The sequence below is a fragment of the Erythrobacter sp. AP23 genome, assembly GCF_001542855.1.
Classification (GTDB): domain Bacteria; phylum Pseudomonadota; class Alphaproteobacteria; order Sphingomonadales; family Sphingomonadaceae; genus Qipengyuania.
Genome location: NZ_LNBY01000019.1, coordinates 78,152 through 100,214, shown reverse-complemented (window position 1 = coordinate 100,214; position 22,063 = coordinate 78,152). Strand labels below are relative to the sequence as shown.

The window sequence follows — 22,063 nt, the reverse complement described above, 5'->3', positions numbered from 1 at the left end:
CAATTCGGTCTCGGCGATCAGGAGAACTCCCATGAAGAAGTCCCGTCGCGCTGCATCGACTTCGCCGGCTCAGAGCATCACCGCCGCTATCATCGAAAAGCTCGAGCAAGGCACCAAGCCTTGGGTCAAGCCATGGCGCGGTGTGCCGGTCTCGCGGCCCTTGCGGAGCTGCGGGACACCCTACCGCGGCATGAACACATTCTGGTTGTGGATGGTGGCCGATGGCTGCGGCTATACCTCGCCTTACTGGATGACCTATCGCCAGTGTCAGGCGCTCGGCGGACAAGTCCGCAAGGGTGAAAAATCGACCCTCGCGATCTTCTACAAGAGCTACACCAAAGAGGTCGAGAACGCCGAAGGCGAAGCTGACACCGAGAACCGGCGCGTGCTCAAGGCCTATGCCGTGTTCAACGCCGATCAGTGCGACGGCCTGCCCGAGTTCTACTTTCCCAAGTCGCTGGTTGCCGCGCTTGAGCCAGAAGGACGCGAAGACCGGCTCGATGCTTTCTTTGCCCATATTGGCGCAGACCTGCGCCATCATGGCTCGCAGGCCTACTACGAGCCGCTGCGCGACCGCGTCACCATGCCGCCAGCCGAACTGTTCGAAGCCTACGACCACTACTACGCGACGCTCGCACACGAGTTGTCGCACTGGACGGGGCATTCTTCGCGGCTCGACCGCGATCTCAAGAACCGCTTCGGCAGCGACGCCTACGCAGCAGAAGAACTGATCGCAGAACTGTCCTCGGCAATCCTTGGAGCCGAATTGGGCCTTCCGGTCACCCACCTCGACCATCACGCCAGTTACATCGCGTCCTGGCTCAAGATCCTCAAATCGGACGAGCGCGCGATCCTGACCGCCGCGGCCAAGGCCGAAGAAGCTGCCAGCCTGTTGCTCGAACTTGGAGGCCATCAATCCCGTGAAGGCGAGGCCGACATCGATCTCGCCGATGCAGCCTAAGGAGTAGTGAGATGGGACGTTCCGTCAGCTACCCGACCGGCTCCGTAGTGGCCTTTCGCTTGCTCGATGACGGCGAAGACGAAGATATCGACTGGGTCTATGAGTGCCTCGTCGACGAGGTCATCGATGCCGCGAAAGCGGCCTTTCCTTCGTTCGAGCGCTTCAATGGATGGCGCGGCCGCGAAGATCGTATCCTCCTTCGCAATGCCTTCGCTGATTGCGGCATATCGACCTATTGCGGTCTCGCCGCGATCTGGCTCGTCGAGCGTGACGATGCCCGATACTGGGAGGCGGATTTCTACGTCCCACGAACGGCAAGGGCACGGCACTGGCTCGCCCAGGTGTCGGGACGCTTTATTGACCTGTTCGGGGATCTGCGCCTGGTCGGGCGATTCTCGAATGGCGAAGCGATCTTCGAGCGCTCCCGATCCACCTGCGACATCGGGACCTGATCCTGCCTCATCCCTGTCCGCCGGGAGAGGCCCTTGGGCCGGTCGGGGCGCGCCGCAACCTGCGGCCCGTCGGCCCGTGTTGCCCGCGCCAGCCTAGGGCCGCAGGTTTCCCGCTACGCGGTGCGTCACGCCCCTTGTCCCGGCCCTGATCGGGCTCCGGCGGACAGGGCCGAGGCAATGGTGCCTCCTCTCCTTGTCCCCGCGATCAGGAGACACCCCATGTACGACAGCTTCATCGACCAATTGAACGGTCTCGATCTCTCGGGCCTAAGCATCAGGCCAGCCCCCTTCAACGAGACCGACTTTCCCTGCGAGGATGCGATCGAGCAGACCCTCGCTGCAGTCTGGTCCGATCTTTTCGCGATGTTTTCGGACACGGCCCTGGAGGCCGATGCCGAGGACATTGCCTGGGGCATGGTCAATCTCTTTCACCGCGCAGCCAGCCGCAAGTCGGCTCAGCTCGACCGGGCCAGCGATGAAATCCGTGTTCTGCTCGCATCGGCCGATGGCTCCGAAGTGCATTCGAGCAATCTGGAAGAGCAGGTAGAGCGCGCGCAGGCCGCCGAAGCCAGCATGCTTGCCTTCGAGCAGATGCGCGAGGCTGCGGCAGCACTCTATCGCGACGAGACCGGTTCCTCGTGGAAGCCCGTTTCCGGCTCGCGCACGAGCCATTCGCGCAACCTTACCTCGACTGTGATCGATGCCCGCGACTTCCTTCGCGCACGTGCTGAGAACCGGCGTCACGCCCTGATCCCGGAAGGCACTCCAATCGTCTTCGCCGGTGGTCGCCAGAGCTTCGAAAACGCAGAAGATGCGCGTGTCTATGCCGACAATATCTGGGCGACGCTGGACAAGGTTCGCGATGCGGTTCCCGATCTCTTCCTGGTCCATGGCGGCGACGGCAAGGGTGCCGATCGTCTGGCAGCGAGCTGGGCCGAGCGCCGCGAAGTCCAGCAGCTGACGTATTCGCTCGATCGTCGGCTTGGTGCCCGCGCCGGGTTCAAGCGCAACGAGCAGATGCTTTCGCTCAATCCGCGTTACGTTGTCGCCTTTCCGGGCAATGGCGTGACTGAACGGCTAGTGATCGACGCCAAGACGCGCCGGATCACCGTGGTCGATCGCAGGACCGTGACGTCCGGATCCAAGACTAAGGGATAATAGTCTGTTGGTCGCTGCAGCATGTCTACCATCGGTTGGCTGCGGCGACCATCTCAGACAATTGTCATCGATTGCCTTTTCGGTTGGAGAGGGGATTTCTTGGGAAGGCATCTCGGGTTATCAGCCCCGCATGCACCACGCCGACTCCAATCCGCTCGCCCATGATCACAACTTCCTGAGCGCCTCGCACGACGCCCATGAGCGGCGCACGCGTTATGTCGTTGCCTTGACCGCCGCGATGATGGTGGTCGAAATCGTCGCTGGCCTGTGGACCGGATCGATGGCGCTTCTCGCCGATGGTATCCACATGGCGACCCACGCAGGTGCCCTGGGCGTCGCGGCCTTTGCCTACTGGTTTGCCAGGCGCCATGCGAACAACCCGCGTTTCACATTCGGTACCGGCAAGGTGGGCGACCTCGTCGGCTTCGCGAGCGCGCTTGTCCTCGCCATCTTCGCAATCGGGATCGCGGTTGAATCGGCTCAAAGGTTCGTCAGTCCGCTCACGATTGCCTATACCGAGGCGATCTGGATCGCCCTGCTCGGCCTCGTGGTGAACCTCGCGAGTGCCTGGCTGCTTGGTGCCGATCATCACCATGGGCATGATCACGACCATCATCATCACCACGACCATGCGCATGCCGACAACAATCTGCGCTCCGCCTATTTCCACGTGCTTGCCGATGCCCTGACCTCGGTCCTGGCTATCGTGGCCCTTCTCGCCGGCATGTACCTCGGCTGGGCATGGATGGACGCAGCAATGGGTCTGGTAGGTGCATTCGTGATCGGGCGCTGGTCATGGTCGCTGCTGCGCGATACCGCAGCCGTGCTTGTCGACGCCGAGGCGGACTCTGAACGATACACAGAAGTGAGCGAGGCGCTAGAGGACCGGGACGCCGCGATCGGCGATCTGCACATCTGGCGTATCGGCCCTGGCAAGTATGCGGTCATCGCCTCGCTCATCGCCGGTGATCCGCTCGCGCCCGACCATTATGCGAGCCGACTTTCAGAGCATGCGGAATATGTGCACGTCACGATCGAAGTGCATCGCTGCGAGCATCCCCATCCCGAGCTTCGCGCGGCCTGATCGCGCCGTTCTAAAAGACCGAAACAGTATTCGAGGACTGTTATACTGTAACAAACGACTTATACTTCATCGTGTTACGGAGCTTGCAATCTTGATCCGGTTTGCTAGGAGCCGTCGGAATCCATGACCACAAGCTATCGTCGCCTTGTCCTGCATCCTTTCGTCGTCCTGCTCATGCTGGTCGCGATGGTGTTCGTGACGGCGGCGGATGCTGCTGCTTGCGGCGCCGAAGTGGCGCCCGGAAGCACGCCCGTTCTGGTTTCGCTCGACAGCGCGTCCGCGTCATCCGCAGCTACTGACGAAGTTCCGGGCGATCCGGATGCGCCGACCGAGCAACACGGCGTGTGTGGGCACGGCCATTGTCATCATGGGGCGAGCTTTGCCAGCACCGTGCAGAAGAATTCGGTTCCTCACTTGGTTGTGGTTCCCGATGCGCCTCCCGCCGAAGCGCTCGCTTCCGACATTGCCGACCGACTGAAGCGCCCCCCTCGCGCCTGACGACCGTCACCGCGCTGCATGCCGCAGCGCAGTTCGGATCGTCAGCAGAGGAATATTCGAAAAATGTCAGCCATTCATTGGCGAGGGGTCCTCCTTGGAGGGCTGTTCCTCGCCGCTCAAGCCACGACCGTGGCGGCGCAGGAGCGTGAGCTTCTGACGCTCGAAGCTGCGCTCGCTCGTGCGGGCATCGTCGACAGCGCAGATGAGCCCCCAGAAAATCCGCGCCTGATCGGACCGCGGGCCGAAGCCGACGCGGCGCGGGCCCTAGTCGACCAGGCGCGGCTGCGGCCCAACCCAGAAATTGCTTTCGAAGCCGAAAACATTGCCGGGAGCGGCGCGTTTTCGGGATTGCAGGCCACCGAGTATACTTTGTCCCTGAGCCAGCGGCTCGAATTGGGCGGCAAACGGGGAGCGCGCGTCCGCGCCGCCCAGGCGGAAGCGCGCATCGCGACCCTTTCAGGAGCGCTCTCGGTTGCTCAGCTCGGGCGATCGGTGCGCGAACGCTATGTCGAAGCCGTCGCTGCGGCAGCCCGATTGGAACTCGCGCGGGACATAGTCGAGCGCAATCGCGAGCTTGCCAGGATCGCAGGCGTACTGGTCGATGTTGGGCGGGAGCCTCCTCTGCGATCGCTTCGTGCCGAAGCGGCACTTGCGGAGGCGCTCGCGGAGCTTGAAGCGGCCCTGGCTGCCGACAGTACGGCGAGGAACGCGCTCGCCGCGCTTTGGGGCGAGGCAACACCTGCTACGGACGTGCCTTCGGTGTTCCCCGAGATCGAACCTCCGGCGACGCTGCTCGCGTCACCTTCGGCCTTACGACTTCAGGTCGCCCGTGCCGAACGCGAGGCCGCGGATGCCGCGATCGCCCGGGAACGCTCTCTCGGCATTCCGGATCCGGCAATATCCGCCGGAGTCCGACGGTTCGAGGAAAGTCGAGACCAGGCGTTTCTCGTGGGGGTTTCGATCCCGCTTCCATTGCGTAATCGCAACCAGGGAAACATCGCCGCTGCCGAAGCGCGGCTTCGCGCCGCGACGGCGCGGGAAGCAATTGCCCGCACCGATTTCGAACTCGAGGTCACGCAGGCCCGCGGACAATTTCTGGCAGCCGAAGCGCGGGTCGAGACCCTCGCGGAGACGTCCTTGCCCCAAGCCGAAGAAGCCTTGCGCCTCGTTCGGATTGGCTACCGCAACGGCAGGTTTCCGCTGATCGAAGTTCTGGCTGCGGCCGAAGCGCGTGACACCATCCGTGAAGCTTTGATTCAAGCTCAGGAAGATCGTGGTCGCCTGGCGGCGACACTGATCTGGCTCGGTGCACAATGAGGTATTTTCCGATGAACCGTAAACGTCTGGCCGTTGCGATCGGCCTTTCCATTCTCTTTGTAGTCGCGGCGCTCATGCTGTGGCCCGATAACGAAGCTGACCAAATCGCCGAGGAGACGAGTGAGGAGGTCGAGCTTCCCGAAGGCCTTGTCCTGCTTGGCGCCGAACAAATTGAAGCGTCCCAGATAGTGGTCGAAACCGTCGGCCAGGGATCGGCGGTCGAGCTGGTCTTCCCGGCCACCGTCGCGGCAAGCCCGACGGCAAGTGCCCGCATCGATGCCCGCGCGGCGGGCGTGGTCCGCAGTGTCGGCAAAACGCTGGGCGATTACGTGAGGCAGGGCGAGACGATTGCCCGCATCGAGAGCGCCGACGCGGCTGCTCTCGCAGCGCAGTTGAGCGCAGCGCGCGCGAGGGTCAACGAACTGTCCGCTGCCTACGATCGGGAGCGCCGCCTGTTCGAGGCCAATGTCACCGCACGGCAGGATCTCGAGGCCGCGCGAGCAAATCTGCAGGTCGCCCAGTCGGAACTTGCGCGCGCCCAGGCGGCAGTCTCCGCGGCGGGCGTTAGCGGCGACGGGCGCTCCCTTGCGGTCACGAGCCCGCTCGCAGGCCGAGTGACCTCGGCGCCTATCGTTCTCGGCTCCTTCGTCGATGCCGGGGAAGAACTCTATCAGGTCGTGAATCCGAGCGGCATGCAGGTCGAGGTTGCCCTCCCGTCGGCTGAAGCAAGCCGCATCCAGCCTGGCGACGAGGCGACGCTGGAAATCGCGGACAACCGGGAAGTGGGTGCGCGCGTGCGGTCTGTCACTCCCTCGCTCGATCCCGAAAGCCGCAGCGCTACGGCGGTCCTGTCGCTGGCAAGACCGATCCCCGGTCTGCAACCCGGGGCCTTCCTGCAGGCACGTATCCGCCCCTCGGGTGAGGTCGATACAGGCCGCATGTCGGTGCCGGAAAGTGCCGTCCAGACAATCGATGGCGCAGAAGTGGTCTTCGTTCGCACGCGCCGCGGGTTTCAAGCCCGTCCGGTGGTCACCGGTGCGCGTTCGGGAGGACGCGTGGTCATCGAGTCCGGTCTCGAAGCGCAGTGGCGGATCGCCACCGCCAATGCCTTTTTGCTGAAGGCTGAACTCGAGAAGGAGGAGGCCGAGCATGGACACTGATCACATGCAGGACGCGGATCGCTCCCACCGCCATGGCCTGATCGGCATGATCCTCGACGTCGCCGTGCGCTTTCGCTGGGCGATGGTCGTACTGACGCTCGGTGTGGCAATCTATGGCGTGGTGAATTTGCTGCGCCTGCCCATCGATGCCGTGCCCGATATCACCAATGTACAGGTGCAGATCAACACCGAGGCACCAGCCCTGTCGCCTTCGCAAGTCGAAACGCAGGTCACCTATCCCGTTGAAACCGGGCTTGCCGGTATCGAGGGTCTGGAGATGACCCGCTCAATATCGCGCAACGGGTTCAGCCAGGTGACCGCGATTTTCGAGGAAGGGACCGACATCTATTTTGCGCGTCAGCAGGTCAACGAACGGCTGATGCCCATAAGTGCCTCCCTACCCGAGGGTGCCGAACCGGTGATGGGACCCATCTCGACCGGCTTGGGCGAAGTGCTCATGTATACCATCGAGTACGAGTTTCCTGACGGCAAGGAAGCACCGCTGGGCGGAGCGGTCGGTTGGCAGTCCGACGGGAGCTTTGTGACCGAACGTGGCGACCGGCTCGACAGCGATGTTGCCAAGGCTGCCTATCTGCGAACCATCCAGGACTGGGTGGTTGCCCCCCTCATGCGGTCGGTCGACGGTGTGGCGGGTGTCGACTCGATCGGCGGCTTCGAAAAGCAATACCTTGTCCAACCCGATCCCGCGCGATTGACCGGGTACGGTTTATCGTTCGACGAAGTGATCGATGCGCTGGAAGCGGCCAATCTCGCCGAAGGGGCCAATTTCGTCGAGCGGGCAGGCGAAGCCCTCCTCGCCCGAGTTGATGCGCGCCTCGGCAGTGTCGAGGATATCGAGCAGGCGGTCGTTTCTACACGCGAAGGAGTCCCCATTCGCGTAGGAGACGTCGCCACGGTCAGCATCGGTGGCGACCTGCGAACGGGCGCGGCGTCGCTGAACGGCGATGAAGCGGTCGTGGGCACCGTGCTCATGCGCGCGGGCGAGAACAGCCGCACCGTGTCGGCCCAGGCGGCCGAACGGCTCGAGGAAGTTCGCAGCTCCCTGCCGGAAGGAATTGTCGCGGAGATCGTCTACAACCGGTCTTCGCTGGTCGATGCGACGATCGCGACCGTCGAGAAGAATCTCGTTGAAGGCGCGCTTCTGGTGATCGCGATCCTGTTCTTGCTGCTGGGCAACATCCGGGCAGCGATCATCGCGGCGCTGGTCATTCCCTTTTCCATGCTGATGGCATCGATCGGAATGAACCGGCTCGGCGTGTCGGGCAATCTCATGAGCCTGGGTGCGCTGGACTTCGGCCTGATCGTCGATGGTGCCGTCATCATCGTCGAGAACAGTGTCGCGAGGCTCGCGGCCCGGCAGGAACACGAAGGCCGGCTTCTCACACTGGGCGAAAGGTTGACGGAAACGCGGCTTGCCGCGCAGGAAATGATCAAGCCGACTGTGTACGGGCAGGCGATCATACTTCTCGTCTTCGCACCGCTTCTGACCTTTACCGGGGTCGAAGGCAAAACCTTCTCGCCCATGGCGATCACGGTCATGCTCGCGCTCGCCTCGGCGTTCGTGTTGTCGCTGACCTTCGTCCCGGCAATGATCGCCATCCTGCTCAACAAGAAGCTGACGGAAAAGGAGGTCAAGCCGATCCGGATCGCCAAGGAGCGATACGGACCGCTGGTCCGCAGGGCGATCACCCGCCCTTGGCCGGTCATCGGCATGGGCGTCGGCATCTTCGCCTTTGCGGCCTTCGTGTTCAGCTTCCTCGGGAGCGAGTTCACACCGCAATTGGACGAGCGCGACATCGCCGTGCAATCGCTGCGTATTCCTTCGACATCGCTCGAACGTTCGCTCGCGATGCAAAGGCGGGTCGAGGACCGGCTCGAGCAGTTTGAGCAGGTCGAGCTCGTCTTTTCGCGGACGGGCACGGCGGAAGTGGCCAGTGACCCGATGCCGCCGAACGCTTCCGATGCGTATGTGATCCTCAAACCCCGTGAGGAATGGCCCGATCCCGACCTCGCCAAGGACGAGTTGGTCGCGCAAATGGAGAGCGCCCTCAGCAGTCTCGTCGGCAACCTTTACGAGTTCAGCCAACCGATCGAATTGCGGTTCAACGAATTGATCGCAGGCGTTCGCGGAGATGTTGCCGTCAAGATCTACGGAGACGATCTCAGCGCCATGACCTCGGCGGCGAACGAGGTTGCGGGCGTGCTGCGCGATGTCGACGGCGCCGCGGACGTCAAGGTCCAGCAAGTGTCCGGGTTCCCCACCCTCGATATTGCCTTCGATCGGCCAGCGATTGCCCGTTACGGGCTGAAGGTCGAAGACGTTGCGCAATCGGTGGCGATCGCACTGGGCGGTCGGCCTGCGGGCCTCGTTTTCGAAGGCGATCGCCGCTTCGATGTGGTTGTGCGGTTGTCGGACGCGACCCGCGACGATTTCGACCAGTTGGGTGCTTTGCCGGTGCTGCTCCCGAACGGGGCAACCATACCGCTACGCTCGGTTGCCGAGTTCCGTGTGGTGGATGGTCTCGCGGAGGTTCGCCGGGAACAGGGACGCAGACTGGTGATCGTTTCGTCCAACGTGCGAGAACGCGACCTCGGGTCTTTTGTAGAAGAGGCCCAGGAAAGGGTTGCGGCGCAGGTCGAACTGCCCGCTGCCGCGTTTATCGAGTGGGGCGGTCAATACCAGAACCTCCAAGCCGCTCAGGAAAGACTTCAGATCGTTATTCCTATCGCTTTCGCGGTCATTCTCCTGCTGCTTTACATGGCGGTTGGGGGCTGGGTGCCGGCGCTCGCCGTATTCAGCGCGATCCCGTTGGCCCTGGCAGGCGGAATATTCTCCTTGGCCCTGCGCGGGATGCCATTCTCCGTTTCTGCGGCGGTAGGCTTTATCGCCCTGTCGGGCGTGGCGACCTTGAATGGCCTCGTGATGGTGACTGCGATCCGTCAGCGGCTCGACAGGGGCATGGCGCTCGATGACGCCATCGTCGATGGTGGATTGGCGCGCCTGAGGCCGGTTCTCATGACCGCGCTCGTTGCTTCGCTCGGCTTCGTGCCGATGGCCATTGCGACCGGGACCGGCGCGGAAGTGCAGCGTCCCTTGGCGACAGTCGTCATCGGAGGATTGATCACGGCCACCGCGCTCACCCTCTTCGTCTTGCCCGCAATTTTGAAGCTGGTTTTCGGGACCAGAGAAGATGACCAGACCTGGCGACAGCGCTGGTGGGACCGGCTGCGGCGCAACGTGACAAGCGATGAGCAGCGCGAGCTGAAGGACATCGCATGACCGATCGGGAAAGGAAAAAACGGTGCTGGCACTGAAGGAAGAGAACGGACTGCTCTGGATACGCGCCGGAGGCAGGCTGGGGGATGAAGCCTATGACCGCTTTGTTCCCCAATTCGAACATATCGCAGAGCGCGAGGCCGGTACCGTCCCGATGGTGATCGAGCTCGCGCCTGACTTTTCGGGTTGGGACTTCGGAGGTCTCTGGCGCGATCTCAAGTTCGACATCCGGCATAAGGATTGTTTCAGCCGGATCGCCATGATCGGCGACAGCAAATGGGAAGAGCGGGGCTGGAAATTGTCATCCTCACTCTTCCGCGCCGAAATGAAGTTTTTCCGGCCATCACAGCGTAGTCATGCGGAAAGCTGGGTACAAACCGGGGAGGACGCAGCATGAGTGGCGGACATGAGGTCGATGTCCGGTCGCCTGAAAAGCGCAAGACCCTGTGGGTTGTCCTGTGGCTTAACGTCGCCATCGCGATCGGCTTCTTCGCGGTCGGATATTTTGCCGATTCCAACGCGCTGTTGGCAAACGGCCTCGACAATTCATCGGATGCAATCGTTTATGCGCTCAGCCTGCTTGCGCTAACCCGCTCGCGGACCTGGAAACGCGGGGCCGCGCGTTTCTCCGGCATCATGCTGCTGGTCTTCTCCGCTGGGGTCATTTTCGATGCTTACCGACGGTTCGTGGAAGGTTCCGATCCGGGCGGCATGCTGATGATGGCGATGGCGTTCGTCGCGGGACTGGTGAATCTCTATTGCCTGCGCCTGTTGCAGAAGGTGGAGAACAAGGACGTCAATATGCGGGCGGCGACAACCTTCAGCTTCAACGACTTCATCTCCAATGGCGGGATCATCATCGCCGGCATCGTTGTGCTGATTACCGGTGCCAACTGGCCCGACCTAGTGGTCGGAATAGCGGTCGCCTGCATAGCGCTTTACGGCGGAGTGCAGATCCTGCGCGATACGCATATGGATGTGCACGACGAGGCGGGAACCGTCCACGGCGAGAAGAGGAATTGACGCTAATCGATACCTTGTTTGCCGCGCAGGACCTTTCGCGGGTCCTTGTCCTGGCGATGCTATCAGGCATCGGGGTCATGATTGGCGGCAAATTGGCAAAAGGCAGTTGGAGCTTCCTGCATCCGCTCCTGCCGGGCGGCGTTTCGGGTGCTTTTGCCGCCCTTGCCGTCTTGCTAACTCTTCCGCTGGGACAATCTCCTCTCACCCGCTGGACACTCACTGGTTTGATGCTGGCGGGCGGCCTGCTGCTTCTGATTTTCAACGAGCTTGGTCGATACGCAAAACTCAGACCGGATGATGACGGACCTGAGCGATGCTCCGATAGGCCAACCCTGGTACGTCGCATCTCGGTGTCGATGGCGTCCGATATCCTGCCTTACAGCGTTATCTTGGGTGCTGCCGCTGCTGCATCCGCGACGACAGCAATGGCGGTGTCTGCAGCGCTTGTTTTTGCGAACCTGGAAATAGGACGCCAGGCGATCGATGAATACCGATCCGCCCAAGTGAGCAGGATGGACCAGCTTGCGCTACTTGTCCTCTTTTCCCTGTTTTTCATCGGGATCGCTCTCTTGACCTTTTGGGCGCTGCACGGATTCACCGACAACGGGCGAGGTTGGCTAGCGGCTATTATCCCGGGCTTTCTTATAGTTGCATCGGCGCGCGCGCTGCTTCGCATGGGAACCGGATCGGTCGCCGCCAATCATATTACGCTCCTGGCATTCGTCGGAGGGTTCGCGCTGCTCGGCCTCGCGATCTCGGCGCTTGGAGAACTGTCGCGCGAACTCGATGTCTCGAACAGCACGTTCCAGCATTCCCCCGCGCAGTCCGTTACGACGACCAAGAGAACAGAAAAAGGAGGCAGGTAGTGGCACAATCGGGCGGTCATGCCGGGCACAGTCACGGCGAAGAAAGCATGAGCGACGGCCGCCTTGTATTGGCCGTCGCCCTCAACGTCCTGCTGACTGTCGCCCAGATCATCGGGGGGATATTGTCGGGTTCGCTCGCACTGATCGCCGATGCGCTGCACAATTTCAGCGACGCGGCATCGCTTGGACTGGCTCTGTTTGCGAGGCGGATCGGGCGCCGGCCAGCCGACAAGCTTATGACCTTCGGCTATGCTCGTGCGGAAGTCGTGGCGGCGCTCATCAATCTGACGACTTTGCTTATCATCGGTTTCTATCTGCTCGTCGAGGCGATCAACCGTTTCGCAGACCCTCAACCCGTTGAGGGGTGGACCGTAATCTGGGTCGCCGGGATAGCGCTGGTGATCGACGTGGTTACGGCGGTGATGGTTTACGCCAGCTCGAAGAACTCCCTCAACATGAAAGCCGCCTTTCTGCACAATGTGTCCGATGCGCTGGCTTCGGTCGGTGTGATCGTGGCTGGCGTACTCATTCTGCGATACGAACTTTATATTGCCGATCTGATCATCACTGTGGTCATTGCTGCCTATGTGATCTGGCAGGGCGTCACTTTGTTGCCTCGCACGGTGCGGCTCTTGATGGGTGCGGTGCCGGACGAAAGCGAGTTCGATCGCATTGTGAGCGACCTGCGTGACACAGAAGGCGTGGCCGACGTCCATCACGTCCATGTCTGGAGCATCAGTGAGCATTATCGCGCGCTTGAGGCGCATATCGTTCCTGCCGAATCTTCGCTGCAGGCTTTCGAGGATGTGAAGGCGCGGGCTCGCGGTATGCTCGAGACGCAGCACGCCATCGCCCATGCAACGTTCGAAGCCTGTCTCGCTGCGGAGTGTGATCCGGACATGATCCCGGACCATCAGGTCGAGAAGAACCATCACCACGACCATGACCACGACCATTGACAAGCGCTGCGATCGGGTCGGTCGCTGTGGGCAAGCAGCTTGGCAGCGCACGGCATAAACCGCCCTGCAACTCGTAAAATGAGGACCAACGAATGAAAGCATCCGATCTCATGGTCGCCGCACTCGAAGCCGAGGGCGTCGAATATGTTTTCGCCGTTCCAGGCGAAGAAAACCTGGATCTTCTGGAATCGCTGCGAACTTCCGCCATCACGCTGGTTCTGGCCCGTCACGAACAGGGCGCTGGCTTCATGGCGACGACCTATGGCCGCCTGACCGGCAAGGCAGGTGTGTGCCTGGCGACTCTCGGGCCTGGGGCGACGAACCTGACCACACCGGCGGCCTATGCCGCGCTCGGGGCCTTTCCGCTTGTCATCATTACCGGACAGAAGCCGATAAAGACATCGAAACAGGCCCAGTTCCAGATCGTCGATGTCGTTTCCCTGTTCACTCCGCTCTGCAAGGCTTCGACCCAGATTGTGAACGGCAACCGCATCCCCTCTCTCGTTCGCGAAGGTTTCCGCCTGGCGCAGGAAGAAAGACCCGGAGCCGTCCTCCTGGAACTGCCCGAAGATATCGCTGAAGAGGAAACGATCGAACCGGTCATACCGCCGCATGACAGGCGTTATGCGGTCGCCGGAGATGCTGCGCTCGACGAAGCGGCCGAGCGCATCATCGCGGCTGAGCGGCCATTGCTCCTGATCGGTGCCGGAGCGAACCGCCGCCGCGCTTCGAAAGCGTTGCGCAAATTCGTGTCTGATACCGGCTTTCCCTTCTTCGACACCCAGATGGGCAAGGGCGTGGTCGATGAAGATAGCGAGCTCTATCTGGGCACCGCGGCGCTATCGTCGGGCGATTATGTTCACTGCGCAATCGAAAAGGCCGATCTGATCGTCAATATCGGTCACGACGTGGTGGAGAAGCCGCCCTTCTTCATGGAGCCGGGCGGGCAGACCGTCATCCATATCAATTACAAGGCAGCCGAAGTCGATCAGGTCTACTTCCCGCAGCTCGAGGTCATCGGCGACATCGCCGGATCGGTCGAGCGGCTGGGAAACCGCCTGGATGGCAAGCTGCAGTGCGACCGCAGCTATTATACCGCCCTGCATCACGAGATTGCATCGCACATCTCCGAGACCAGCGACGACGAACGTTTTCCAATGGTCCCCCAGCGCGTGGTTGCCGACGTACGCAGCGTAATGGCGCGCGATGATATCGTTGCGCTCGACAACGGCATCTACAAGATCTGGTTCGCCAGAAACTACATCGCCCACGAGCCTGGCACCATCCTGCTCGACAATGCATTGGCGACGATGGGTGCTGGCCTTCCATCCGCCATGATGGCTGCGATGCTGGCGCCGGGGCGCAGAGTGCTCGCGGTATGCGGCGATGGCGGGTTCATGATGAACTCGCAGGAACTGGAAACGGCCGTCAGGCTTGGACTGAACCTTGTCGTTCTCGTTCTGAATGATGCAGCATACGGGATGATCCGCTGGAAGCAGGACCAGCTTGGCTTTCCGGACTACGGCCTGACCTTTTCCAATCCCGACTTTGTCACCTACGCACAAAGCTATGGAGCGACCGGCCACCGTGTCGAGCGAAGTGCGGATCTGGTTTCGGTCCTGAACGCCGCATTCGAGGCTGGCGGCGTGCACCTTGTCGATCTGCCCGTCGACTATTCCGAAAACAAGAAGGTGCTGATTGATGAACTCGGCGCAAAGGTGTGTGAGCTATGAAAACGATCGTTCACAATCCTTTCGACCGCTCGCCGATTGCAGAAGTACCGCTTGTTGGCTGGGCTCAAATCGATGAATGGCTGAATGAAGCGCAGTTGCTCCACCGCGACCGCCATGGCTGGCTTGCCGTGCACGAGCGTGTCGCCATCCTCCGGCGGGCTGCGGATATCATGCGCGAACGAGCCGAGGATCTGGCTCTCCAGATCGTCAGGGAGGGCGGCAAACCCCTGGTCGATGCGCGCGTGGAAGCCGGTCGCGCGATCAACAGCGTCGACTTGTGCGTTCAGGCGCTCAGCGATGGCGGCGGTCACGAGATCCCCATGGACCTGACAGAAGCGGGTGCGGGAAGGACGGCAAATACCTTCCGCGAGCCGATCGGTCCTGTCGTGGCGATCTCGGCATTCAATCACCCGCTCAACCTAATCGTCCATCAGGTTGGACCGGCGGTAGCAGCCGGGTGCCCCGTTCTCATCAAGCCTGCGCTGGAAACGCCTCTTTCATGCCAGAGCTTCGTGGGCATTCTCCATGAAGCCGGCCTGCCCGGGGCCTGGTGCCGGTTCGCTCCGTGCAGCAACAATGTCGCCGAAAGAATGGTAACCGATCCGCGCACGGCGTTCTTCTCATTCATCGGTTCTGCGAAAATCGGCTGGATGCTTCGCTCGAAGCTGGCGCCGGGAACCCGCATTGCTCTCGAGCACGGCGGTGCGGCGCCGGTAATCGTGGACAGCGGCGTGGAGCGCGCAGCAGTGATCGCCTCGTTGCTAAAAGGCGGGTTCTATCATTCGGGTCAGGTCTGCGTTTCCGTGCAGCGCGTATTCGTCCCTGCTGCAGAATTGAAAGACTTCGCCAATGACCTAGGGCGAGCTGCCGAAAAGCTGGTCGTGGGCGATCCCGCCGATGCTGAGACCCAATGCGGACCCCTGATCCGAACGGAGGAAGTTGACCGCGTCGAACGCTGGGTCGATGAAGCCATCGCAGCAGGAGGCACCCTGGTGTGCGGGGGAAGCCGTCTGAGTGACACTCTTTTCTCCCCGACCGTCATTGTTGATCCTCCGGAAAGCGCCAAGGTATCCCAGGAAGAAATCTTCGGCCCCGTGATCTGCGTGTATGGCTATGACGATATCGACCTGGCTATCGAGCAGGCCAATGCCCTGCCTTACGCCTTTCAGGCCGCTGTATTCAGCGATCGGCTGTCAATCGCCAATCATTGCATCAGGTCTCTGACGGGATCGGCGGTGATGGTGAACGACCATACGGCATTCCGCGTCGACTGGATGCCTTTTGCAGGGCTGCGCCGCTCCGGGCTTGGCGTCGGCGGGATCGCCTACACGATGGAGGATATGAGCATTGAAAAAATGGCCGTCTGGAACTGGCCGACAGCAGCATCATAACCCGTTCGACAGACCCGGGATGGCGACACGGGCAGCTTCGCACTCGTCGGCCTTCCCGAAGTTAAGTCTCTTAGGGGCGGCGGACAAAAGCCGTGCATCGGCGAGCCTGACCGAACTGGCGCACGAGGCGCGGGCATCAAGGCTCGGTGGTACCGGCAAGTGCATCGATGATGCGACAATCGCCTACCGTGTCTTGCTCGCAGGCAGCGATCATGCGCCCAAGCTCCGTCCGCAACGCCTCCAGGCTGGCGATCTTGCGCTCGACTTCGCCGAGATGGCTTCTGGCCAGAGCGTCAATGCCCGCGCAGGACCGGTCGGCATCATCGGAGAGATCGAGCAATTCCCTGATGCGTGCCATCGAGAAGCCGAGATCACGCGCGCGCCGTATGAAGTTAAGGCGCGCTTCCTCTGCAGGTCCATAGTCGCGATAATTGGCCTTCGTGCGCGGAGGGGCAGCGAGGATACCTTCGCGCTCGTAGAAGCGGATTGTTTCGGATTTGACGCCGGTTATCCGGGCAAGTTGACCAATTCTCATGACAAAGGCTCCTGCGGCTTGACCTTGTAGTTACTACAAGGTGCATAGGGCGGATCGACGCAAGGAGTCGAGTAAATGGGAAAGACCTGCTGCGGTCCCGATGAGGGCGGTGCAAACAACAACGATCCGACATGGCGGCGCATTCTGTGGATCGCGCTGGGCCTTAATGCAATCATGTTCGGTGTGGAGATCGTGGCAGGCATTGCTGCGGATTCGCGCGCCTTGCAGGCCGACGCGCTCGACTTTCTCGGTGATGCGGCAAACTATGCTATCAGTCTCGGCGTAGCGGGCATGGCGCTCGTCTGGCGCGCGCGTGCGGCTCTCGTAAAGGCGGCGACCATGCTGGCTTTCGGCCTGTGGGTGCTCGGCTCGGCCATCTGGGGTTTTTTTGTCGGGGCGTCGCCCGACCCGGGAACGATGGGCGCCATCGGTTCTCTTGCTTTGGCGGTAAATCTCGCCGTCGCCGCGATGCTGTTCCGGTATCGCTCGGGCGATGCGAACATGCGCTCGGTGTGGATCTGTTCGCGCAACGACGCGATCGGTAATATCGCCGTGCTGGCGGCAGCGATTGGCGTTTTCGGCACCGGCCGTGCGTGGCCCGATCTGGTTGTGGCGAGCATCATGGCAGGACTGGCGGTGTGGGGAAGTGCCGAAGTCTTCAAACAGGCACGTGGCGAACTGCGCTCTACCTAAACTACAGAATATGCCCGCGATTGCGGATTGAGGGAAATACGTTTCCGTCTAGACTCTGCTATTGCGAATTAATTGCAACAGATATAGAGACCCCTCATGCATCGCATCGTCTCCGCCACCGTCCATCCGGCACTGCGGCTCATTCTGCTGGCGCTTGCGCTGTGTCTGTCCGTCACCGCGAACGCGGAAGAACCCGATGTGCGAACCACCTGGCGTCTGCTCGATTATATCGCGGTCGACTACGCCTCCGCGGTTTCCGAGGGACGTGTTGCCGACGAATTCGAATATCGCGAAATGGTGGAGTTTTCCGATGTCGTGGCGCGGCAGGTCGCTGCATTTCCGGACACTAAAGACAATCAAGCACTCATCCGCCGATCGGACCAGCTGCGAGCTCTGATCGCCCACAAGGAACCTGCCGAGCAAGTTGGGCGCTTCGCGCGCGCGCTGGCAGCCTCGTTGCTGACAGCCTACCCGGTTCCGCTCGCCCCTTCGCAGGCGCCCGACCTTGTCCGCGCCCGCACTCTCTTCGCGCAGAACTGCGCCTCGTGTCACGGCGCCGCCGGAAGTGCGCCACCGGCCGCAATGCAGGCGCTCGATCCCCCGCCGATAGACTTTACCGATATCGACCGGGCACGGCAGCGCAGTGCGTTCGGGCTTTACCAGGTCATCACGCAGGGGCTTGAAGGAACGTCCATGGCCAGCTTCGCATCGCTGTCCGACGAGGATCGCTGGGCGCTTGCATTCTATGCCGGCAGCATTGCTTTTGAAGATGTGGCCAAAGGCGAGCGTATCTGGCGGGAAGATGATGGCATACGCCAGCTTGTCCCCGATCTCGAGACGCTCGCCGCGCTCACACCGGAAAGTCTGGCCGAGGAGATCGGAGAGGACCGTGCGCTCGCCGTCATGGCCTATCTTCGCGCCAATCCCAATGCGGTGGGACAGGCAAATGACACAGGTTCGCTCGCTTTCGTTCGCGATACGCTCGATCGCAGCCTGTCAGCCTATCGGGCTGGCGACCGTGAAGAAGCGCGGCAGCTTGCCCTGTCTGCCTATCTCGACGGGTTCGAACCCCTGGAGGCCCTCCTTGCAACGCGCGATGGCGGTTTGATGCGCGAGGTAGAACAGGCGCTCGGGCAATTTCGGGCCGGAATAGAGTCCGGTGCGGATCCATCCGAACTACAGCAACTAAGGGCTCGCATCGATAGTCTGCTGGCCAGAGCCGAGGGAGCGTTGGCTCCTGAGGCGGCCAGCGAAATCTCGACCTTTCTCGGGGCGTTCACCATCCTGCTGCGCGAGGGGATCGAAGCACTTCTGGTTGTGATCGCCATGATCGCCTTTGTGAAAAAGTCGCAGCGCTCCGAGGTATTGCCCTATATCCATGGTGGCTGGATCGCTGCTCTTTTCGCAGGTGTCGCCACCTGGGTCGTAGCAACCTACTTCGTAAGCATCAGCGGGGCGAGCCGCGAGATGACCGAAGGGATCGGCGCGCTGCTTGCGGCTGTCATTCTCGTATCGGTCGGGATCTGGATGCACGGCAAATCCCAGGCCGAGGAGTGGCGGCGCTATATCCAGGAAAAAATGGGCAAGGCGCTTTCGCGCGGATCGGCATGGTTTCTCTTCGGGCTCGCCTTTGTCGTGGTCTACCGCGAAGCTTTCGAGACTATCCTGTTCTACGCTGCCCTGTGGAACCCGCAGAGCAGCGGCATCATACTGTTAGGTGCCTTGTCGGCAGTAGCGCTGCTGGCGCTCATTGCTTGGGCCATGCTGCGCTACAGCCGCAAACTGCCGATCACCCAGTTCTTCCGCTACAGTGCTATCCTGATTGCGATCCTTGCGGTCATTCTCGCGGGCAAGGGCGTGGGCGCTTTCCAGGAGGCCGGAGTTCTTTCCGCCACTTTCATCGCCGGCTTGCCGCGCCTCGCCGAACTCGGCTTCTTCCCGACTGTCGAGACGATCGGCGCGCAATTGCTCACGCTGCTGGCCCTGATTGCCGGATTTCGGGTAAGTCGATCACCATCGGGACCGCAGCCGGCAGCTGTCGAGGGATAGGAGATCCCGGTTTGCGATCAGCGGGGTCCGGTGCCGAGACGGCGCGCGAGCCACAAGGTGGCGGTGGGAACCGCGACCCACATCACGATCGGTACCAGGCCGATTTTGGTCCCGGGCACAAGCGGCATGATTGCACTATAGGACCACCCCCAGTCGGCACCGACAGCCAGCACTTCGACCATGGCAGTAATGGCCAGGCCGATTCCCAGGAACACGACCAAACGCGAGATCGGCCAGTCTACGAGCCACGGCGTTTTACCACTGCCGACAGAGGCGCCGAGATAAGCGGCCACCATGATCCCGGCATCGCCGAACGAGGCCAGGCCGCAGCGACGTGCTGCCTCGGCAGGCGACAGATCTCCCGACTGGTAGAAAGGAAGCTGAAGCATCTCCCAGGCGAATGCGATAAGAATTCCGAATATCGCGATCCAGAGCGCTGGATGAGCACCGCGCCATTCGCGCGATTTCTCAGAGATTTGGTTTTGATCCTGCATCGTCTAATCCGTCACTCTTGCCATCTCCCTCCCGTGCCCATCGCTCAGGTATCGAATTTGGGAAGAGCGAGGCCGCGCAGGCGCAGGGCGTTGCCGATCACCGATACCGAGGACAGGCTCATCGCCGCGGCCGCGATCATCGGGTTCAAAAGCAACCCGGTCCACGGATAGAGAACACCTGCGGCGACCGGAATGCCGAGCGCGTTATAGGCGAAGGCAAAGAACAGGTTCTGCCTGATGTTGCGCATAGTGGCCCGAGACAGGACGAGCGCCTGAACAACGCCGACGAGGTCGCCGCGCACCAATGTCACGCCCGCGCTTTCGATCGCGACATCGGTACCCGTTCCCATCGCGATGCCGACATGCGAAGCGGCAAGCGCGGGTGCGTCGTTTATGCCGTCGCCGGCCATAGCGACCCGGCGACCCTCGCTCTTCAACTGCTCGATCTTGCGATGTTTGTCCTCGGGCGAGACATTCGCTTCGACTTCGTCGATACCGACCTGGCTTGCTACCGCACGCGCGGTGGCTTCGCTGTCGCCGGTAAGCATCACGATCTTGATGCCGCGCTCATGCAGCGCGGTAATAGCGGTGCGGCTGGTTTCCTTGATCGGATCGGCGACAGCGATAAGGCCTGCCGGTGCCCCGTCCACGGCCACGAACATCACCGTCTGTCCGAGGCTTCGACCCTCATTGGCCGAGGACCGCCAGCTTTCTTCGAGCGCCCCTATGCGCTCCATCATCTTTTCATTCCCGATCGCGACCCGGCGCTTGTCGACATTTGCCTGGATGCCTTCGCCGGTCACGGACTCGATATCGGAAGCGTCGAGAATGGCAGCGCCCCTGCTTTGAGCCCCTTCGACGATCGCGTGGGCGAGCGGATGCTCGCTTCCTCTCTCAACAGCAGCGACAAGGCTCAGCAACTCCTGCTCGTCGAAATCTGACTGCGGTTTTACGTCGACAAGATCGGGCTTGCCCCGGGTCAGTGTGCCGGTCTTGTCGACAACCAGCGTATCGATCTTTTCCAGCGTTTCGAGCGCTTCGGCGTTCTTGATCAGGATGCCGTGCTGGGCTCCCTTGCCGGTGCCGGTCATGATCGACATTGGCGTCGCCAGTCCGAGCGCGCAGGGACAGGCGATGATCAGAACGGCGACCGCGTTGACGAGCGCGTAGGCAAGGGCCGGTGCCGGTCCCCAGATGGCCCAGACGACAAAACTCACGATAGCGACAAGGACGACGATGGGCACGAACCATCCGGTGACCTGGTCGGCGAGCCGCTGGATCGGTGCCCGGCTGCGCTGCGCCTCCGCCACCATCTGCACGATCTTCGAGAGCATGGTGTCCGCGCCGACCTGCGTCGCGCGCATGGTGAAGCTGCCGGTCTGGTTGACAGTGCCCCCGATTACCTGATCGCCCGCGCTTTTCTTGACGGGAATGGGTTCGCCACTGATCATGGACTCGTCGATGGCGCTGCTTCCATCCTCGAGCGTGCCATCGACGGGGACCTTGTCGCCCGGACGCACGCGCAGCAGGTCCCCAGACGTCAATTCATCGAGCGGTACTTCGCGCTCGTCTCCGCGACCGAAAATCTTCATCGCGGTCGGGGGCGCGAGTTCGAGAAGCGCTCGCAAGGCGCTCGATGTCGATCCGCGCGCCTTGAGCTCGAGCACCTGCCCGAGCAGCACGAGGGTCGTGATAACCGCTGCGGCCTCGTAATAGACGCCGACCCGGCCCGCATGATCGCGGAAAGCCTCGGGGAAGATGTCCGGGGCGAGGGTTGCCACAAGGCTGAACAGATAAGCGATGGCGACGCCGAAGCCGATCAGGGTGAACATGTTGAGGTTCATGGTCCGGACCGATTGCAGCGCCCGGGTGAAGAAGGGCCAGCCGCCCCAAAGCACCACCGGAGTGGCCAGCAGGAGCTGCAGCCACTGCGCGAAAGCGGGTTCGATGACCTGATCGAACGGTCGCGACGGGATCATGTCGCCCATCGCATAGGCGAAGAGCGGCAGGGTGAAGAGCGCGCTCCACCAGAACCTTCGCCGCATGTCGACGAGTTCGGGATCGGGGCCCTCGTTCAAGGTGACCGTTTCGGGTTCGAGGGCCATCCCGCATATCGGGCAGGAGCCCGGCCCCGGCTGCCGGATCTCCGGATGCATCGGACAGGTGTATATCGTACCTTCCGGGACATCCTCGACAGCATCGAGGTGCGCCTTCGAAAGATACATCTCCGGATCCGCGCGGAACTTGTCGAGGCAGCGCGAGGAGCAGAAGTAATGGTCGCCACCCTCGTGTCGATCGATGAAGCGGGCGCCGTCCATCTTCACGCTCATTCCGCAAACGGGGTCGGTCGCCGTACCCTCGATTGCATTGTGCCCATCGCTCATCTGTCGTT

The 22,063-nt window shown here is 61.8% G+C and carries 19 protein-coding genes; 16 read left to right on the top strand and 3 right to left on the bottom strand.

The window, feature by feature from the left end:
* Positions 1-31: 31 nt before the first annotated feature.
* From ASS64_RS15305 to ASS64_RS15240, 14 genes are all read left to right on the top strand, one after another.
* Complete coding sequence (locus ASS64_RS15305) at positions 32-961, top strand: ArdC family protein (protein WP_054523291.1); 930 nt, start codon at positions 32-34, stop codon at positions 959-961.
* Between the two features lie 11 nt (positions 962-972).
* Positions 973-1,413, top strand: a complete 441-nt coding sequence (locus tag ASS64_RS15300; protein ID WP_054523292.1) for a hypothetical protein — start codon at positions 973-975, stop codon at positions 1,411-1,413.
* Positions 1,414-1,632: 219 nt separating this feature from the next.
* A complete protein-coding gene (locus ASS64_RS15295) occupies positions 1,633-2,571 on the top strand; it encodes a DUF2493 domain-containing protein (protein WP_054523293.1) in 939 nt (312 codons plus the stop codon).
* Positions 2,572-2,701: 130 nt separating this feature from the next.
* Positions 2,702-3,655: a CDF family Co(II)/Ni(II) efflux transporter DmeF gene (gene dmeF / locus ASS64_RS15290; protein ID WP_054523294.1), complete on the top strand. Its 954-nt coding sequence runs from the start codon at positions 2,702-2,704 to the stop codon at positions 3,653-3,655.
* A gap of 123 nt (positions 3,656-3,778) precedes the next feature.
* Positions 3,779-4,153, top strand: a complete 375-nt coding sequence (locus ASS64_RS15285) for a hypothetical protein (RefSeq protein ID WP_054523295.1) — start codon at positions 3,779-3,781, stop codon at positions 4,151-4,153.
* Positions 4,154-4,216: 63 nt separating this feature from the next.
* Positions 4,217-5,470, top strand: coding sequence for a TolC family protein (locus ASS64_RS15280; RefSeq protein WP_067696364.1), 1,254 nt, complete (start codon positions 4,217-4,219; stop codon positions 5,468-5,470).
* 11 nt (positions 5,471-5,481) lie between these two features.
* On the top strand, positions 5,482-6,630 hold the full coding sequence (locus ASS64_RS15275; RefSeq protein WP_067679325.1) for an efflux RND transporter periplasmic adaptor subunit: 1,149 nt from the start codon (positions 5,482-5,484) through the stop codon (positions 6,628-6,630).
* A gap of 37 nt (positions 6,631-6,667) precedes the next feature.
* Positions 6,668-9,931, top strand: coding sequence for an efflux RND transporter permease subunit (locus ASS64_RS15270; protein WP_157075221.1), 3,264 nt, complete (start codon positions 6,668-6,670; stop codon positions 9,929-9,931).
* A gap of 22 nt (positions 9,932-9,953) precedes the next feature.
* Positions 9,954-10,325 (top strand): STAS/SEC14 domain-containing protein, encoded by a 372-nt coding sequence (locus tag ASS64_RS15265; RefSeq protein WP_067679256.1) that lies wholly within the window; start codon positions 9,954-9,956, stop codon positions 10,323-10,325.
* Entirely contained in the window at positions 10,322-10,951 is a 630-nt protein-coding gene (locus ASS64_RS15260; protein ID WP_067679253.1) for a cation transporter, read from the top strand. Before ASS64_RS15265 ends, ASS64_RS15260 begins: the two co-directional genes overlap by 4 nt.
* A complete protein-coding gene (locus ASS64_RS15255; RefSeq protein WP_054522853.1) occupies positions 10,948-11,817 on the top strand; it encodes a hypothetical protein in 870 nt (289 codons plus the stop codon). The genes ASS64_RS15260 and ASS64_RS15255 overlap by 4 nt, the downstream gene beginning before the upstream one ends.
* A 47-nt stretch (positions 11,818-11,864) precedes the next feature.
* A complete protein-coding gene (locus tag ASS64_RS15250; protein ID WP_156501943.1) occupies positions 11,865-12,776 on the top strand; it encodes a cation diffusion facilitator family transporter in 912 nt (303 codons plus the stop codon).
* Positions 12,777-12,868: 92 nt separating this feature from the next.
* Positions 12,869-14,509: an acetolactate synthase large subunit gene (locus ASS64_RS15245; RefSeq protein ID WP_066761537.1), complete on the top strand. Its 1,641-nt coding sequence runs from the start codon at positions 12,869-12,871 to the stop codon at positions 14,507-14,509.
* Positions 14,506-15,900, top strand: coding sequence for an aldehyde dehydrogenase family protein (locus ASS64_RS15240; protein ID WP_067679244.1), 1,395 nt, complete (start codon positions 14,506-14,508; stop codon positions 15,898-15,900). Before ASS64_RS15245 ends, ASS64_RS15240 begins: the two co-directional genes overlap by 4 nt.
* Before the next feature lie 136 nt (positions 15,901-16,036).
* Here ASS64_RS15240 and ASS64_RS15235 read toward each other — a convergent pair whose 3' ends face one another.
* Complete coding sequence (locus ASS64_RS15235) at positions 16,037-16,435, bottom strand: helix-turn-helix domain-containing protein (RefSeq protein ID WP_008603824.1); 399 nt, start codon at positions 16,433-16,435, stop codon at positions 16,037-16,039.
* A 75-nt stretch (positions 16,436-16,510) separates the two neighbouring features.
* On the opposite strand from ASS64_RS15235, the gene ASS64_RS15230 reads away from it, so the two are divergent.
* Both ASS64_RS15230 and ASS64_RS15225 read left to right on the top strand, forming a co-directional pair.
* On the top strand, positions 16,511-17,128 hold the full coding sequence (locus ASS64_RS15230) for a cation transporter (protein WP_008603825.1): 618 nt from the start codon (positions 16,511-16,513) through the stop codon (positions 17,126-17,128).
* Positions 17,129-17,224: 96 nt separating this feature from the next.
* Positions 17,225-19,177 (top strand): cytochrome c/FTR1 family iron permease, encoded by a 1,953-nt coding sequence (locus ASS64_RS15225; RefSeq protein ID WP_067696358.1) that lies wholly within the window; start codon positions 17,225-17,227, stop codon positions 19,175-19,177.
* Between the two features lie 17 nt (positions 19,178-19,194).
* Here the strand turns inward: ASS64_RS15225 and ASS64_RS15220 are convergent, their stop codons facing one another.
* Complete coding sequence (locus ASS64_RS15220; protein WP_067696355.1) at positions 19,195-19,671, bottom strand: hypothetical protein; 477 nt, start codon at positions 19,669-19,671, stop codon at positions 19,195-19,197.
* 44 nt (positions 19,672-19,715) lie between these two features.
* Positions 19,716-22,055 (bottom strand): heavy metal translocating P-type ATPase, encoded by a 2,340-nt coding sequence (locus tag ASS64_RS15215; protein ID WP_067679242.1) that lies wholly within the window; start codon positions 22,053-22,055, stop codon positions 19,716-19,718.
* Positions 22,056-22,063: the final 8 nt, after the last annotated feature.

Bases quoted from the DNA above. Each gene is read 5' to 3' on its own strand.
- ASS64_RS15225 (WP_067696358.1), top strand. From the start codon at position 17,225: ATGCATCGCATCGTCTCCGCCACCGTCCATCCGGCACTGCGGCTCATT.
- ASS64_RS15215 (WP_067679242.1), bottom strand. From the start codon at position 22,055: ATGAGCGATGGGCACAATGCAATCGAGGGTACGGCGACCGACCCCGTT.
- ASS64_RS15305 (WP_054523291.1), top strand. From the start codon at position 32: ATGAAGAAGTCCCGTCGCGCTGCATCGACTTCGCCGGCTCAGAGCATC.
- ASS64_RS15230 (WP_008603825.1), top strand. From the start codon at position 16,511: ATGGGAAAGACCTGCTGCGGTCCCGATGAGGGCGGTGCAAACAACAAC.
- ASS64_RS15235 (WP_008603824.1), bottom strand. From the start codon at position 16,435: ATGAGAATTGGTCAACTTGCCCGGATAACCGGCGTCAAATCCGAAACA.
- ASS64_RS15285 (WP_054523295.1), top strand. From the start codon at position 3,779: ATGACCACAAGCTATCGTCGCCTTGTCCTGCATCCTTTCGTCGTCCTG.
- ASS64_RS15250 (WP_156501943.1), top strand. From the start codon at position 11,865: ATGAGCGACGGCCGCCTTGTATTGGCCGTCGCCCTCAACGTCCTGCTG.
- ASS64_RS15275 (WP_067679325.1), top strand. From the start codon at position 5,482: ATGAACCGTAAACGTCTGGCCGTTGCGATCGGCCTTTCCATTCTCTTT.
- ASS64_RS15280 (WP_067696364.1), top strand. From the start codon at position 4,217: ATGTCAGCCATTCATTGGCGAGGGGTCCTCCTTGGAGGGCTGTTCCTC.
- ASS64_RS15240 (WP_067679244.1), top strand. From the start codon at position 14,506: ATGAAAACGATCGTTCACAATCCTTTCGACCGCTCGCCGATTGCAGAA.
- ASS64_RS15245 (WP_066761537.1), top strand. From the start codon at position 12,869: ATGAAAGCATCCGATCTCATGGTCGCCGCACTCGAAGCCGAGGGCGTC.
- ASS64_RS15295 (WP_054523293.1), top strand. From the start codon at position 1,633: ATGTACGACAGCTTCATCGACCAATTGAACGGTCTCGATCTCTCGGGC.
- ASS64_RS15220 (WP_067696355.1), bottom strand. From the start codon at position 19,671: ATGCAGGATCAAAACCAAATCTCTGAGAAATCGCGCGAATGGCGCGGT.
- dmeF (WP_054523294.1), top strand. From the start codon at position 2,702: ATGCACCACGCCGACTCCAATCCGCTCGCCCATGATCACAACTTCCTG.
- ASS64_RS15260 (WP_067679253.1), top strand. From the start codon at position 10,322: ATGAGTGGCGGACATGAGGTCGATGTCCGGTCGCCTGAAAAGCGCAAG.
- ASS64_RS15300 (WP_054523292.1), top strand. From the start codon at position 973: ATGGGACGTTCCGTCAGCTACCCGACCGGCTCCGTAGTGGCCTTTCGC.